We start from the raw sequence: 13,470 nt of genomic DNA on the forward strand, positions 1-13,470 counted from the left end.
TAGAAGACACCACGGTCAGTCAGAGGCTGAGTCAGACCGACCGGGTGACCCGCTCCCACATCATCACTGTCAGAGGCGCAGCAGCATCCGGGTGTTGCCGAGGGTGTTCGGCTTGACGCGTTCCAGGTCCAGGAACTCGGCGACGCCCTCGTCGTACGAGCGCAGGAGCTGCTCGTAGACCGGCTGCGGCACGGGCGCGCCGTCGATCTCGGTGAACCCGAACGAGCCGAAGAACCGGGTCTCGAAGGTGAGCACGAAGATCCGGGCCACCCCCAGCTCGCGGGCGCTGCCGATCAGCTCCGCGACGATCCGGTGGCCGAGCTTGCGCCCCCGGCAGGACGGGTCGACCGCCACCGTACGGATCTCGGCCAGGTCCTCCCACATCACGTGCAGCGCGCCGCAACCGACCACCGCGCCGTCGCCGGCGCGGACCGCGACCCGGAACTCCTGCACGTGCTCGTAGAGGGTGACGGTGGCCTTGCTGAGCAGCCGCCGGTCGTCGGTGTAGGTGTCGACGAGCCGCCGGATGCCGCGCACGTCCGAGGTGCGGGCCCGCCGCACCACGATCTCGTCGGCCCCCACCAGGCCCCCGTCCGCGCCCGCCATGGTCAGTCCGCCGCCGGCACGTCCACGCACGGGCCGGCCGCCCACCACTTCTCCACCAGCGCCAGCGTCTCGTCGCCGAACGGGTTCACCCCGGGCCCGGCCCCGAGCGCGTGCCCGAGGTGCACGTGCAGGCACTTCACCCGGCCGGGCATCCCGCCGGCGGAGATGCCGGCGATCTCCGGCACCTCGCCGATCGCGTCCCGGCGGGCCAGGTAGTCCTCGTGCGCGGCACGGTAGCGGGCGGCCAGCTCCGGGTCGGCGGCCAGCCGGTCCGCCATCTCCTTCATCAACCCCGCCGACTCCAGCCGGCTGCACGCCGCCGTCGCCCGGGGGCAGGTCAGGTAGAACAGCGTCGGGAAGGGGGTGCCGTCGGCCAGGCGCGGGGTCGTCTCCACCACGTCCGGCAGGCCGCAGGGGCAGCGGTGGGCCACGGCCCGGGTGCCCCGGGGCGGGCGTCCGAGCTGCGCGGCCACCGCGGCCAGGTCGGCCTCGGTGGCCGGTTCGCGCCGCGGCGGGGGTACGGAGTCCGCCGCCGGCTCCTGCGGTGGTACGACAGTCACGATGCTGATCTCTCGTTCGATGCTCGGGTGCTGATCACCTGTCGGGCTGCTCGCCGTTGGCGGCCTGCACGCTCGACCAGAGGGTGTCGTACCAGGAAGCGGGGGCGACGGGTGCCGACGGGGCCGCGGACGAACCGGCGTCCCGGGCGGCGCCCGCCGGGTCGGAGAGCACCACCAGCAGCGTCTCGCCCGGGGGGCCCATGAAGAACCGCTCCCTGGCCTGGATCTTGATGTATTCCGGGTCCTGCCACTTGGCCGCCCGCTCGGACAGCTCCTCGATCGCGTCCCGCTGGGCGGCCTGGGCGGCTTCCATCCGTTCGATGTCGGCCTGCTGGTCCAGGTAGACGCGCACCGGGTAGGTGTAGGCCAGGGCGAGCGCGATCAGCACCGCGAAGAGCACGGTGGCCCGCCCGGTGAGGCCCCGGGAGCGGGGTGCGGAGAGCCGCTTGACGGTGCCGGCGGCCGTACGACGGGCCGCGGCGGGCCGGCTCGCGGAGCGTACGCCCTCCGCGCCCCGGGCCGCCCCCGGCGCGCGACCGGCCGTGGCCCGCGACTCGGCGCGGACGCCGCCCTCGCGGACCGACGCCCGGGCGCCCCGGGCCCCGCCCGGCCGACCGGTGTGACCCGGCCGACGGGCAGGGCGCTGACCGCCCGGTGTGCGGCGCTGCTGCATCGTCACACCCCTCCCCCGAGGCCTCGCGCGTCTCAGGCCGAACGGTAGCGCGGGAAGGCGCCCGCCCCGGCGTACCGCGCCGCGTCGGCCAGCTCCTCCTCGATCCGCAGGAGCTGGTTGTACTTCGCGACCCGGTCCGAGCGGGCCGGGGCGCCGGTCTTGATCTGGCCGCAGCCCGTGGCCACCGCCAGGTCGGCGATGGTGGTGTCCTCGGTCTCGCCGGAGCGGTGGCTCATCATGCACTTGAAGCCGGCCCGGTGGGCCAGGTCCACGGCGTCCAGGGTCTCGGTCAGCGAACCGATCTGGTTGACCTTCACCAGGACCGCGTTGGCGGCGTTCTCGGCGATGCCGCGGGCGATGCGCTGCGGGTTGGTGACGAACAGGTCGTCGCCGACGATCTGGATGCGGTCGCCGAGCGAGGCGGTCAGCGTCTGCCAGCCGGTCCAGTCGTCCTCGGCCAGCGGGTCCTCGATCGACACGATCGGGTAGTCGCCGGCGAGCTTGGTGTAGTAGTTGCTCATCTCCTCGGCGGTCTTCGCGGCGCCCTCGAAGGTGTAGGTGCCGTTGTCGAAGAACTCGGTGGCGGCCACGTCGAGCGCGAAGACGATGTCGGTGCCGAGCCGGTAGCCGGCCTTCTCGACCGCCTCGGCGATCAGGTCCAGGGCGGCGGCGTTGGTGGGCAGGTTCGGCGCGAAGCCGCCCTCGTCGCCGAGGCCGGTGGAGAGCTCCTTCTTCTTCAGCACCGACTTCAGCGCGTGGTAGACCTCCGCGCCGGAGCGCAGCGCCTCGCGGAAGCTGGGCGCGCCGATCGGCGCGATCATGAACTCCTGGATGTCGACGTTCGAGTCCGCGTGCGCGCCACCGTTGAGGATGTTCATCATCGGCACGGGCAGCAGGTGCGCGTTCGGGCCGCCCAGGTAGCGGAAGAGGCTCAGCTCGGCGCTGCCGGCCGCCGCCTTGGCCACCGCCAGGGAGACGCCGAGGATGGCGTTCGCGCCCAGCTCGGACTTGCTGTCGGTGCCGTCGACGTCGAGCATCTTCTGGTCGATCAGCCGCTGCTCGCTGGCCTCGTAGCCGATCAGCTCGTCGACGATCTTGTCCTCGATGTTCGAGACCGCCTTCTCGACACCCTTGCCCTGGTAGCGGTCGGCGTCACCGTCGCGCAGTTCGATCGCCTCGAAGGCGCCCGTGGAGGCGCCAGAGGGCACCGCCGCCCGGGCGATCGTGCCGTCGTCGAGCCCGACCTCGACCTCGACGGTCGGGTTGCCCCGCGAGTCCAGAATCTCCCGCGCGACGATTCCCTCGATGGTTGCCACTGAGTCGCTCCTCGTTTGTGTGTTCCGGTCCGGTATGGGCCGCGACGGTGCGGCTGAGGCAGTTGTTGAACGCAGCGTATCGGTCGACGCTCGGACGCGGGCGGTCCGGGCGCTCGCCGGCCCGACCCGAAACCTGCCTTCGGGCAATGCTTTGGACGGACATTCCCGGATTCTCGTGCCTCAACCGGCAACGGGTTTGCGCGCGGTTGGCCCGATCGGCCAGGCTGGTCGCCATGCCCGCCGCCTCGACCACCCTCCGCATGCTCGCCGTGTCGGTCATCGCGTCGCTCACGGTGACCGGTTGCCAGACCCTCGACGACGCCGGCCGGGCGATCGGGCGGTCCGACCTGGTGAACGACCTGGCCGCCCGGCTCGACCGGGCGCTGGAGCTGACCTACTCCGCCGACTACCAGCTCCCTGGCGGGCAGACCGCCACGATCGCCCAGGCCCAGGATCCGGCCCGCTCCGCCTACACCTGGCCCGGCGGCAAGCTCACCGTCACCCCGGAGGCGACGACCCGCTGCGAGACCGGCGCCGGGCGCGCGACCTGCACCCTGGAGGCCCCGCCCGCGCCCAACGCGAAGCCCACGGTGACCATGTTCACCGAGGCCAAGCAGCGGGGACTGGTGACGCCGCCGGTCGTCGTGGGGCTGCTCACCACCGCCGCGCTGGACCCGGACGCGGTGATCGAGCAGAGCGACACCACCCTCGCCGGCCACCACGCCACCTGCGTCGACGTGGCGCAGTCGGCCGGGGACTTCACCGCCTGCGTGACCACCGACGGGGTGTTGGGCAGCTTCACCGGCCGGGTCGACGGCCGCCAGGTCGAGCTGGCGCTCAACCGCTACCGCGAGACGGTCGACGGCACGGCCTTCGACCTCCCGCCCGACGCCGGCGTCGTGGACCGCCGCCCGGCCAGCTCGTGACCGGTCCGGCAGACCCGCCCGTCCGGTGACGCTTCCGTGAAGCGCTGGCTGGTCGACGCGTTGCAGGCGCGTGGACCAGCCAGCGGTCGTGCTACGAGCTGAGCGCCTCGCCCAGCATTCGGCTACTTCGCTGGTAGCGATCCGGCGTGTACGGCAGCATCCTTCTCGCGGAGTCGAACGGCGCCCAACCGGAGAAGAAGGTGCCAGCCTCCCATTCCTCGCCCGCATCGTCGTAGTCCTCGGCCAGAGCCGCCCGCAGTTCCGGTCGACGGGCCAGGACGTCCCGCGCGACGAAGACCTCGGAGCCGAGCATGGCGCCACTGCGGAGCATCGAGGGAGTGGGAAAGGGCGCCTCGACCTCGATCGAGCCGTAGGCACACGGCAGCCGGCCCGTCATGACCTGCAACAATCGCTTACTCCACTGCGTGATCTCGAAGGCCGCCGAGCGGTCGGCCTCCCGCCAGAGGTCGATTGGCAGACCCAGCGCTCCTGCGAAGCAGGACACACCGACCGGGAACCGTTCCCCACGATTCCTGCGAAGCAACTCGACGACGACCACCTCACCCCTGCGGGTGAACCCGGCCCGCACAGGCCGTTTCGTGGGTTCCCCGCCCCGGATGATCCGCTGGAACGAGTCGGGCTTCACGGTCAGGAGCTCGACGGTTTCCGCGACGTCCGATCGCGCCTCGAAGTCGACGTCCGGCGACAGCGTCTCCAGCAGGCCGTCAGGCTGCGCACCACAGGCCACGAGGCTGTCGCACACCGCCGGGAACGCCGACTCGTCGGAGCTGGCCGGGAACACTGCGATGGTCAGGTGCGGCGGGTCGGGATAAAGGGGTGTATTACTCATCGAGGCGCTCCAGCATGGCTGACAACTGAGAATTTTCGGAACGAACGCGGCCACCAGTTCACCGGTCGGCCGGTCGGCTCACCTTCCGTCAGCGCCGCAGGGGTCGACCCCGGTCAAACCCGGCCGCGACCGACCGAGGGTGATCCCAGGAACCGACCCCACTTCGTCACACGCCGAGCAGGGTGCGCAGGTGGCGCGGGGGCGGGCAGTCGTGGGCGAGCATCGCGTCGTGCCACTCGCGTACCGCCACGCCGGCCGGACGGGCGGCGGCGATCGCGGCCACCTCGCTGTAGCCGACGAAGTACGTCGAGAGCTGCGTCGAGGTGAGCAGGGCGCGCCGCCACTTGCCGGCAGCCTCCCCCTCCTCCTGGAAGCCCCGCCCGGTCATCAGCGCCATCGCCTCGGCCTCCGGCAGCTCCTCGCAGTGCACGAGCTGGTCCAGCAGCGCGTTGATGGTCATCCGGAGCTGCATCTTGAGCTGCTGCAACCGCACCGGCAGGCCGCCGAAGCCGAGGCCGGCCATCAGCTCCTCCGTGTAGACCGCCCAGCCCTCGATGAAGGGGCCCGACTCGGTCAGCGCGCGGACCCGGGTGGGGCCGACGTGCCGGCGGGCGTGGGCGAGCTGGAGGAAGTGCCCCGGCATCGCCTCGTGCACCGTCAGGTTGCGGATCATGTGGTCGTTGTACTCGCGGTAGAACGACTCGACCCGGTGCGCGGGCCACTCCGCCGGGGTGGGCGCGATGCAGTAGAAGGTCGGCACGTCCGCCGTCTCCAGCGGGCCGGGCGAGTCGCAGTAGGCGACCGCCACGCCCCGGGCGAACTGGGGCATCTCCTGGATCACGCACGGGTCGTCGACCAGGGTGACCAGGTCGTGGGCGCGCACGAAGTCGGTCGCCTCGTCCAGGGTGACCGAGGCGAGGTCCACGATGGTGTGGTCGTCCGGGTGCTCGGCGGCCAGCAGGTCCAGCGCCCGGCGTACCGTCTCGTCGTCGGCGGGGCCGCCGACCAGCTCGACGGCCGCCGCGCGGATCTCCTCGCCGACCCGGTCCAGGTTGGCCCAGGCCCGGCGCTGGATCTCGGCGGCCCCCAGCTCCGTGTCGAGGGTGTGCCAGAGCCGCGCCTCCCAGCGGCGGCGGCCCAGCCGCGGGTCCCGCCCGGGGCCGGCGTCGGCGGCCAGGCCCTGACGCAGCCACGCGACGAACTCCTCCAGCGCCGCGATCGCCGCGGTGGCGGCCGGCTCGACCCGGTCGTGCAGGGCGGGGGCCTGCGCGAGCAGCGCCGGCACCTCGTCGCGGATCAGCGCCGCCGCGCCGGTGAACTGCCCGACCGCCGTCTCGGCGTGGATGCGCGGCATGTCGCGCAGCGTCGCGCGCGCGGTCGCCAACGCGTCCGGTACGGCGGCGAGCCGGCCCGCCAGGCTGGTCAGCCGCACGTCGACCGGGGCGTACGGGCGGGCGAGCAGCGCGTGCAGCAGCGGCCCGGGGTTGTGCCGCAGCGGGTCCCACTCGTGCGCGCGGATGTCGCCGGACTCGAACAGCTCCCGGTCCACGAACGAGGTGAGCAGCGCGTGGTCGACGCGCTCCTCGACGTCCAGGGCGTCCGGGTCCAGCTCGGCGAGCGCGTCCGCGGCCTCCTTGAGCATGGTCCGGTCGGCCGCGACCGCCTCGGCGGAGAGGTCCGGCAGCCGGTCGTCGTACCGGTGGTCGCCGGTGGACGTCGCGACCCCCGGCCGGCTCTCCAGCAACGCGTCGACGATCCGCTCCGCGAGCGGCACAAACGATTCCACCCGCCGACCCTACCGGGTCGACTCAGGCCTTTTCGGCGGCGCGGACCGCGTCCGCGTAGGCGAGGGCGGCGCGGCGCAGGGCCGCCTCCGGGTCCAGGCCCGCCTCGCGGGCCGCCGCGACCGTGGCGAGCAGGCCCGCGCCGAGCCGCGCCTCCGGGTCCACCTGGGAATCCGCGAGCGGCGGCGGTACGGCGAGGCCGACCCGCCCGGCGCGCTCCAGGATCTTGGCGGCCAGGGCGAGGGCCGGCTGGCTCAGCGCGATGCCGTCCAGCGCCGAGTCACGCGCCTTCTCGGCCCGCTTGATCCGCTCCCAGCTCGCCTCGATCTCCTCCAGGGTGCCCGCCTCGGCGTCGGCGAAGACGTGCGGGTTGCGCTGGACCATCTTGTCGACCAGCCCGCCGGCCACGTCGTCGACGGTCCACCGCTGCTCCTCGGGCAGCTCCTCCGCGAGGCGGGCGTGCAGCACCACCTGGAGCAGCACGTCGCCCAGCTCCTCGCGCAGCGCGTCGGTGTCCCCGGCGCTGATCGCGTCGTACGCCTCGTAGCACTCCTCGATCAGGAAGCCGGCGAGGCTGCGGTGGGTCTGCGCGCGCTTCCAGGGATCGCCGCCGGGGGACGCCAGCCGGTCCATAACCGCCACCGCGTCGAGCAGCCGGGCGCCCGGCGGGTCCCAGGAGCCGTACATCAGCTCCAGCTCGGCCAGGCCGGGCTCACGGGCCAGCCGCAGGCCCAGCTCGCGGGCCAGCGACTCGTCGCCGGCCGGGCCGGCCAGCCACACCGCGACGCCGTGCGCCGCCGCCGCGTCGAGCAGCGCCTGCGTCGCCCGGCCGTCGGCCACCGTGACCTCGGCGCCCGCCGCGCGGACCGCCGTCGTCAGCTCGCTCTCCGCCCCCGCCAGCACCGGATGCCGGCGTACGACGTCCCACGCGGCGGCGGTCAGCAGACCTGCCGGCAGCCGGGGCGAGGTGACGAGCAGGACGATCCGTGCGGGCATGCTCAGCTGTCGGTCCCGTCGGCCGCCTGCGGCCCGACGGTGGGCAGCGGATCCGGGGTGGAGACGTCGGTGACCCCGTCGGAACCGGCCTCGCCCAGCGGCACGCTCACCGCCGGCGCGTTGCCGGAGAAGCTCAGCACCGGGAACTCCAGCGGGCGGTAGCGGGGGTTGACCGTCACGTCGTACGCGGCGACCGCCTCGGCCAGCGACTTGCGGGTGGCCAGCGCGCCACGCAGCTGCTCGCCGTCGAGCTGGCGGGCGGCCGCCTCGTCGGGCACGTCGGCCGGGATGGCGCCCGCCTTGCGGCCCGCCGCCACCACGTCCGCCAGATCCTGCGCGGTCGGCTCGGCCGGCGCCCCGGTCGGCACCCCCGACAGGCAGTTGTAGAGCTCGGCGGACTGGCGCACGAAGCCGGTGTCGGGCGACAGGCGCAGCTGCTGGGCGACCTGCTCCGGCGCGACCTGCCCGCGCGGCTGGTAGTTCTTGTCCGCGGAGAGCCGCTCGCAGACCTCGGTCAGCACCAGCATGCTGACGATCTGGCCGCGGTCGGGCAGCTGTGGCACCTGCGCCGGGGGCTGCCCCTCGGGTGCCTCGGGCTGACCGGTCGGCATCGGGTTCTTCGCCCGCAGGTCGTCGACGATCCCGGTGACGACATCCTCGGTGATCCGCAGGTCACCGACGTAGGCGGCGACACCGGGCTCGGCACGGCAACCGGAGAGGGCGACGAGGCCGAGCGCCACGCTGGCGACGGCGACAAGACGGCGAGCACGCATGTCGGTCACTCTCTCATGCCGCCCGGGGCCGCCGTGACACCGGCTCCCGCCGTCGCCGGCTCGCCCAGGACGTCCTTGAGCAGCTGGGCGCACCACTCCAGCAGGGCCTGGTCGCGCAGCGGCTCGCCGCCCACCCGCCGGGTGCTCGGCCGGGGCACGCTGACCTGGTCGAGCGCCTGCTTGTAGACCGAGTCGGGGTGGTAGCGCTTGAGCCGCAGCTGCTTCGAGTCGGGCAGCGGCAGCGGACCGAACCGGATGTGCTTGCCCTGCATCGAGACGTCGGTCAGGCCGTAGCGGCGGGCCAGCAGCCGGAACCGGGCCACGGCGACGAGGTTCTGCACCGGCGCGGGCGGCTCGCCGTAGCGGTCCGTCATCTCGGCGACCACCTCGCGCAGCCGGTCGGCGTCGCGGGCCTCGGCGAGCTTGCGGTACATCTCCAGGCGCAGCCGCTCCACGGCGACGTAGTCGTGCGGCAGGTGGGCGTCGACCGGCAGGTCGACCTTGACCTCGGTCTCCTCCTCCGGGCGCTCGCCCTTGAACGCGGAGACCGCCTCGCCGACCATCCGCACGTACAGGTCGAAGCCGACGCCCTCGATGTGCCCGGACTGCTCGCCGCCGAGCAGGTTGCCGGCGCCTCGAATCTCCAGGTCCTTCATCGCCACGTACATGCCGGCGCCCAGCTCGGTGTGCTGGGCGATGGTCGCCAGCCGCTCGTGGGCGTGCTCGGTGAGCGGCTTCTCCGGCGGGTAGAGGAAGTACGCGTACGCCCGCTCCCGGCCCCGGCCGACCCGGCCGCGGATCTGGTGCAGCTGGGCCAGGCCGAGCAGGTCGGCCCGCTCCACGATCAGGGTGTTGGCGTTGGGGATGTCGATGCCGGACTCCACGATCGTGGTGCAGACCAGCACGTCGAACTCCTTCTCCCAGAAGCCGACCATGACCTTCTCCAGGGCCTCCTCGCCCATCTGGCCGTGCGCCACCGCGACCCGTGCCTCGGGCACCAGCTCGCGCAGCTTGCGGGCCGTCCTGTCGATCGACTCGACCCGGTTGTGCAGGTAGAAGACCTGCCCGTCGCGGAGCAGCTCGCGGTGGATGGAGGCGGCCACCTGCCGCTCGTCGTGCGCGCCGACGAAGGTGAGCACCGGGTGCCGCTCCTCGGGCGGGGTGGCGATGGTCGACATCTCCCGGATGCCGGTGATCGCCATCTCCAGGGTGCGCGGGATCGGGGTGGCCGACATGCTCAGCACGTCGACCGAGGCACGCATCGTCTTCAGGTGCTCCTTGTGCTCGACGCCGAAGCGCTGCTCCTCGTCGACGATGACCAGGCCGAGCGACTTGAACCGGGTGGCCGCCTGGAGCAGCCGGTGGGTGCCGATGACGATGTCGGCGGTGCCCGCGGCGGCCATCTCCAGGGCCTGCTCGGCCTCCTTCGGCGTCTGGAAGCGGGAGAGCTGCCGGATGGTCACCGGGAACTGGCTCATCCGCTCGGCGAACGTGTTGTAGTGCTGCTGCACCAGCAGCGTGGTGGGCACCAGCACCGCCACCTGCTTGCCGTCCTGCACCGCCTTGAACGCCGCCCGGACCGCGATCTCCGTCTTGCCGTAGCCGACGTCGCCGCAGATCAGCCGGTCCATCGGGACGGTCTGCTCCATGTCCCGCTTGACCTCCTCGATGGCGGCGAGCTGGTCCGGCGTCTCCTGCCACGGGAAGGCGTCCTCCAGCTCCCGCTGCCACGGCGTGTCGGGGCCGAAGTTGTGCCCCTTGGACGCCTTGCGCGCCGCGTAGAGCTGGATGAGCTGGGCGGCGATCTCCCTGACCGCCTTGCGGGCCCGGGCCTTGGACTTCTGCCAGTCCGAGCCGCCCATCTTGTGCAGGGTGGGCTGCTCGCCGCCGACGTAGCGGGAGAGCTGGTCGAGCTGGTCGGTGGGGACGAAGAGCCGGTCGCCGGGCTGGCCGCGCTTGCTCGGGGCGTACTCGATGACGAGGTATTCCCGGGAGGCCCCGTTGACGGTGCGCTGCACCAGCTCGACGTAGCGGCCGATGCCGTGCTGCTCGTGCACGACGTGGTCGCCGGCCTTCAGCTCCAGCGGGTCGATGGTGTTGCGCCGCCGGCTCGGCATCTTGCGCATGTCGCGGGTCGAGGTGCCCCGCCCGCCGGTGACGTCGTTGCCGGTGAGCAGCACGAACCGGGACGCCTCGTCGACGAATCCGCCGGTCAGGCTGCCGCAGGCGACCAGCACCTCGCCGGGGGCGGGCGCGGTCGGGATCTCCTCGGTCAGCCGCGCGCCGAGGCCGGCGTCGCGGAGCACCTCGACCGCCCGCTGGGCGGGGCCGTGCCCCTCGAAGACCAGCGCGACCGACCAGCCCTCGCCGGTCCAGCGCTTGAGGTCGTCGACCACCCGGGCGGTCTCGCCGTGGTAGAGCGGGGCCGGCTGCGCGGAGAGGGTCACCGCGATCGCGTCGTCGGGGGTGACGTCGTACGCCTCCGGGCCGTCCTCCCAGGGCTGCCGCGCCGGGGCGGCCTCCGCCTCCACGAGGCCGAACGGCGACAGCGTCCACCAGGGCTGGCGCAGCTTCGCCGCGACGGCGCGTACGTCGCCCAGGGTCCGGAAGGCGGCGGCGCCGAGGTCGACGGGGGCCTGGCCACCGACGGCGGCCGCGGCCCAGCTCGCCTGGAGGAACTCGTCGGAGGTACGCACCAGGTCGTGCGCCCGGGTGCGGATCCGCTCCGGGTCGCACAGGAGCACGTGGGTGCCGGCCGGCATGGCGTCCAGCAGCAGCTCCATCGAGTCGGCGCCGATCAGCGCCGGGGCGAGGGACTCCATGCCCTCCACCGGGATGCCCTCGGCCAGCTTGTCGAGGATCTCGGCCAGCTCCGGGTGCTCCTCGGCGAGGGCGGCGGCCCGCTTGCGCACCGACGGGGTCAGCAGCAGCTCGCGGCACGGCGGCGCCCACAGCTGCGGCACCTGCTCGATGGTGCGCTGGTCGGCGACGGCGAAGGTGCGGATCTCCTCCACCTCGTCGCCCCAGAACTCGACCCGCGACGGGTGCTCGTCGGTGGGCGGGAAGATGTCGAGAATGCCGCCGCGCACGGCGAACTCGCCCCGCTTGGTGACCAGGTCGACCCGCCCGTACGCCATGTCGGTCAGCCGGCGGGCGACCTCCTCCAGGTCGGCTTCCTGCCCGGTGGCGAGCTGCACCGGCTCCAGGTCGCCCAGCCCCTTGAGGTGCGGTTGCAGCAGCGAGCGGACGGGCGCCACGACCACCCGCAGCGGGCCGGTGCGACCGTGCGCGTCGGCCGAACCGGGGTGCGCCAGCCGGCGCAGCACGGCCAGCCGGCGGCCGACCGTGTCGGAACGGGGCGACAGGCGCTCGTGCGGCAGCGTCTCCCACGACGGGAAGACCGTCACCTGCTCGGGCGGGAGCAGGCTGCCCAGCGCGGCGGCCAGGTCGTCGGCCTCCCGGGTGGTGGCGGTCACGGCGAGCACCGGACGACCCGCGCCGCCGCCCGGCCCGCCGTCGCCGGCCTGGTCGGCGGCGACCGCGGCGACCGCGAACGGGCGCAGGGCGGCCGGCGCGGTGATGTCGAGGCCGTCGACCTGCGCGGCACCGGAGCGCGCCAGGTCACGTGCCCGGGCCAGCCCCGGGTCGGCCAGGGCGGCGGAGAACAGACCGGTGAGCATGAGATCACTTCCAGCGGGAGGACATGACGATCACCCCTCGTCCGGCTGGACGGGGGGCCACCGGTCGACACTATCTCTCCGGTCGGACGAACCACCCCCGCGTAGGTTGGATGGTCGACAATCCGCGCAGGGCCACCCGGGGGGAGAACGGATGCCTGAGGGAATCGGCAGCGATCCACGCCGGAAGACCACGCCCGGCCGGTGGCGGGTGCTGGGTCACCCGGAAGGCATCCTGATCTACGAGGTGCGCTGCATCGTCGAGAGCCACGGCTGGACCGAGCCCACCGCCGAGAGGTTCCACAACCTCATCCTCGGGCGGTCGGGGGCCTACCGGCGGCGGCTCAACGGTCGTACGACCTTCTCGGACGCCACCTCCGTGCTGATCACCCGGCCCGGCGACGAGATGTCCGTGTCCCACCCGCTGGGCTGCGGCGACTCGTACACCTGCGTGCAGGTCGACCCGAGGGTGCTGGCCGGGCGCCCGGACGGGGCGCGCTGGCTGGAGACCGCCGGCTGGGAGGGCACCTCGGACGCGTCGCTCGACCTGGCACACCGGATGCTCATCGCGGAGTTCCGGCGGGGACTGGACCACTTCGAGATGACGGAACGGCTGCACCGCTTCCTCGACGGGGTGCTCAGCCGTACCGGTGCCCGGGACGAGCCGGGGACGGACCTGGCACGCGCGGTCAGCCGACGGCCCGCCACCCAGGCCGCCCACCGTCGCCTGGCCGACCGGGCCCGCGAGGTGCTCACCGCCGGCGACTACTCGCTCAGCCTCGACGAGGTGGCCCGCGAGGTGGGCGCCTCCCCGCACCACCTGAGCCGGGTGTTCCACCGGGTCACCGGCAGCAGCCTCACCGCCTACCGGAACCGGCTGCGGGTCCGGGCGGTGCTGGACACCCTCGCCGAGTCGGACGAGCGGCCGCTGCGCGCGGTGGCGGCGGAGCACGGCTTCGCCGACCAGGCCCACCTCACCCGGGTGGTCCGGGACCACGTCGGCCACCCCCCGGCCCACCTGCGCCGACTCCTCACCCAACCCCGACGGCCCTGACCCCGCCTTCACCCCCCACCCGCTGTCCCTGCGTTCGGGCCAGGGTCGGGCGGGTCGGGGCGCGGGTTCTGAGTTGGCGGTCAATCGAGCATCAATGTTCAAGACCCGGACCGCCCGGCGGCCGAAGATGGAATCCGTCAGCCGGGATCGAGCCGCCGGATCGGCGGTCGCGGGGTGCGCGGACCTGTTCGGGGAGGCCCGCAGCTCCAACCGGCTGCGACCTCGGCGACGGCAAGGCGCCGTCGCCGCCCGCCG

At 73.4% G+C, this 13,470-nt stretch carries 11 protein-coding genes; 2 read left to right on the forward strand and 9 right to left on the reverse strand.

Going from position 1 to position 13,470, the window contains the following annotated elements; genetic code table 11:
- Positions 1-69: 69 nt before the first annotated feature.
- From ACPXCB_RS20080 to eno, 4 genes are read right to left on the reverse strand one after another with little or no spacing between them, the layout of a single operon-like run.
- Entirely contained in the window at positions 70-606 is a 537-nt protein-coding gene (locus ACPXCB_RS20080; protein ID WP_425877261.1) for an amino-acid N-acetyltransferase, read from the reverse strand.
- A gap of 2 nt (positions 607-608) precedes the next feature.
- Positions 609-1,166, reverse strand: coding sequence for a DUF501 domain-containing protein (locus ACPXCB_RS20085; protein ID WP_311414780.1), 558 nt, complete (start codon positions 1,164-1,166; stop codon positions 609-611).
- 34 nt (positions 1,167-1,200) lie between these two features.
- The gene (locus tag ACPXCB_RS20090; RefSeq protein ID WP_425877262.1) at positions 1,201-1,839 is read right to left on the reverse strand and encodes an FtsB family cell division protein; all 639 of its coding nucleotides are present in this window, start codon (positions 1,837-1,839) and stop codon (positions 1,201-1,203) included.
- A gap of 32 nt (positions 1,840-1,871) precedes the next feature.
- Positions 1,872-3,155: a phosphopyruvate hydratase gene (gene eno, locus ACPXCB_RS20095; protein ID WP_425877170.1), complete on the reverse strand. Its 1,284-nt coding sequence runs from the start codon at positions 3,153-3,155 to the stop codon at positions 1,872-1,874.
- Between the two features lie 233 nt (positions 3,156-3,388).
- On the opposite strand from eno, the gene ACPXCB_RS20100 reads away from it, so the two are divergent.
- On the forward strand, positions 3,389-4,081 hold the full coding sequence (locus tag ACPXCB_RS20100; protein ID WP_425877171.1) for a hypothetical protein: 693 nt from the start codon (positions 3,389-3,391) through the stop codon (positions 4,079-4,081).
- A 91-nt stretch (positions 4,082-4,172) separates the two neighbouring features.
- On the opposite strand, the gene ACPXCB_RS20105 is transcribed toward ACPXCB_RS20100, so the two are convergent.
- From ACPXCB_RS20105 to mfd, 5 genes are all read right to left on the reverse strand, one after another.
- Positions 4,173-4,985, reverse strand: coding sequence for a hypothetical protein (locus ACPXCB_RS20105; RefSeq protein WP_425877172.1), 813 nt, complete (start codon positions 4,983-4,985; stop codon positions 4,173-4,175).
- Between the two features lie 112 nt (positions 4,986-5,097).
- On the reverse strand, positions 5,098-6,717 hold the full coding sequence (locus ACPXCB_RS20110; protein WP_425877173.1) for a DUF885 domain-containing protein: 1,620 nt from the start codon (positions 6,715-6,717) through the stop codon (positions 5,098-5,100).
- A gap of 22 nt (positions 6,718-6,739) precedes the next feature.
- Positions 6,740-7,711 carry a nucleoside triphosphate pyrophosphohydrolase gene (locus ACPXCB_RS20115; RefSeq protein WP_425877174.1) on the reverse strand — a complete coding sequence of 324 codons (972 nt, stop codon included), beginning with the start codon at positions 7,709-7,711 and terminating at the stop codon, positions 6,740-6,742.
- 2 nt (positions 7,712-7,713) lie between these two features.
- Positions 7,714-8,484 (reverse strand): hypothetical protein, encoded by a 771-nt coding sequence (locus ACPXCB_RS20120; protein WP_425877175.1) that lies wholly within the window; start codon positions 8,482-8,484, stop codon positions 7,714-7,716.
- Between the two features lie 5 nt (positions 8,485-8,489).
- Positions 8,490-12,164, reverse strand: a complete 3,675-nt coding sequence (mfd, locus tag ACPXCB_RS20125) for a transcription-repair coupling factor (protein ID WP_425877176.1) — start codon at positions 12,162-12,164, stop codon at positions 8,490-8,492.
- Positions 12,165-12,315: 151 nt separating this feature from the next.
- On the opposite strand from mfd, the gene ACPXCB_RS20130 reads away from it, so the two are divergent.
- Positions 12,316-13,215, forward strand: a complete 900-nt coding sequence (locus ACPXCB_RS20130) for a helix-turn-helix domain-containing protein (protein WP_425877177.1) — start codon at positions 12,316-12,318, stop codon at positions 13,213-13,215.
- Positions 13,216-13,470 lie beyond the last annotated feature (255 nt).

It is taken from the genome of Micromonospora sp. DT62, from assembly GCF_049847285.1.
In the GTDB taxonomy this organism is placed as follows: Bacteria; Actinomycetota; Actinomycetes; order Mycobacteriales; family Micromonosporaceae; genus Micromonospora; species Micromonospora reichwaldensis.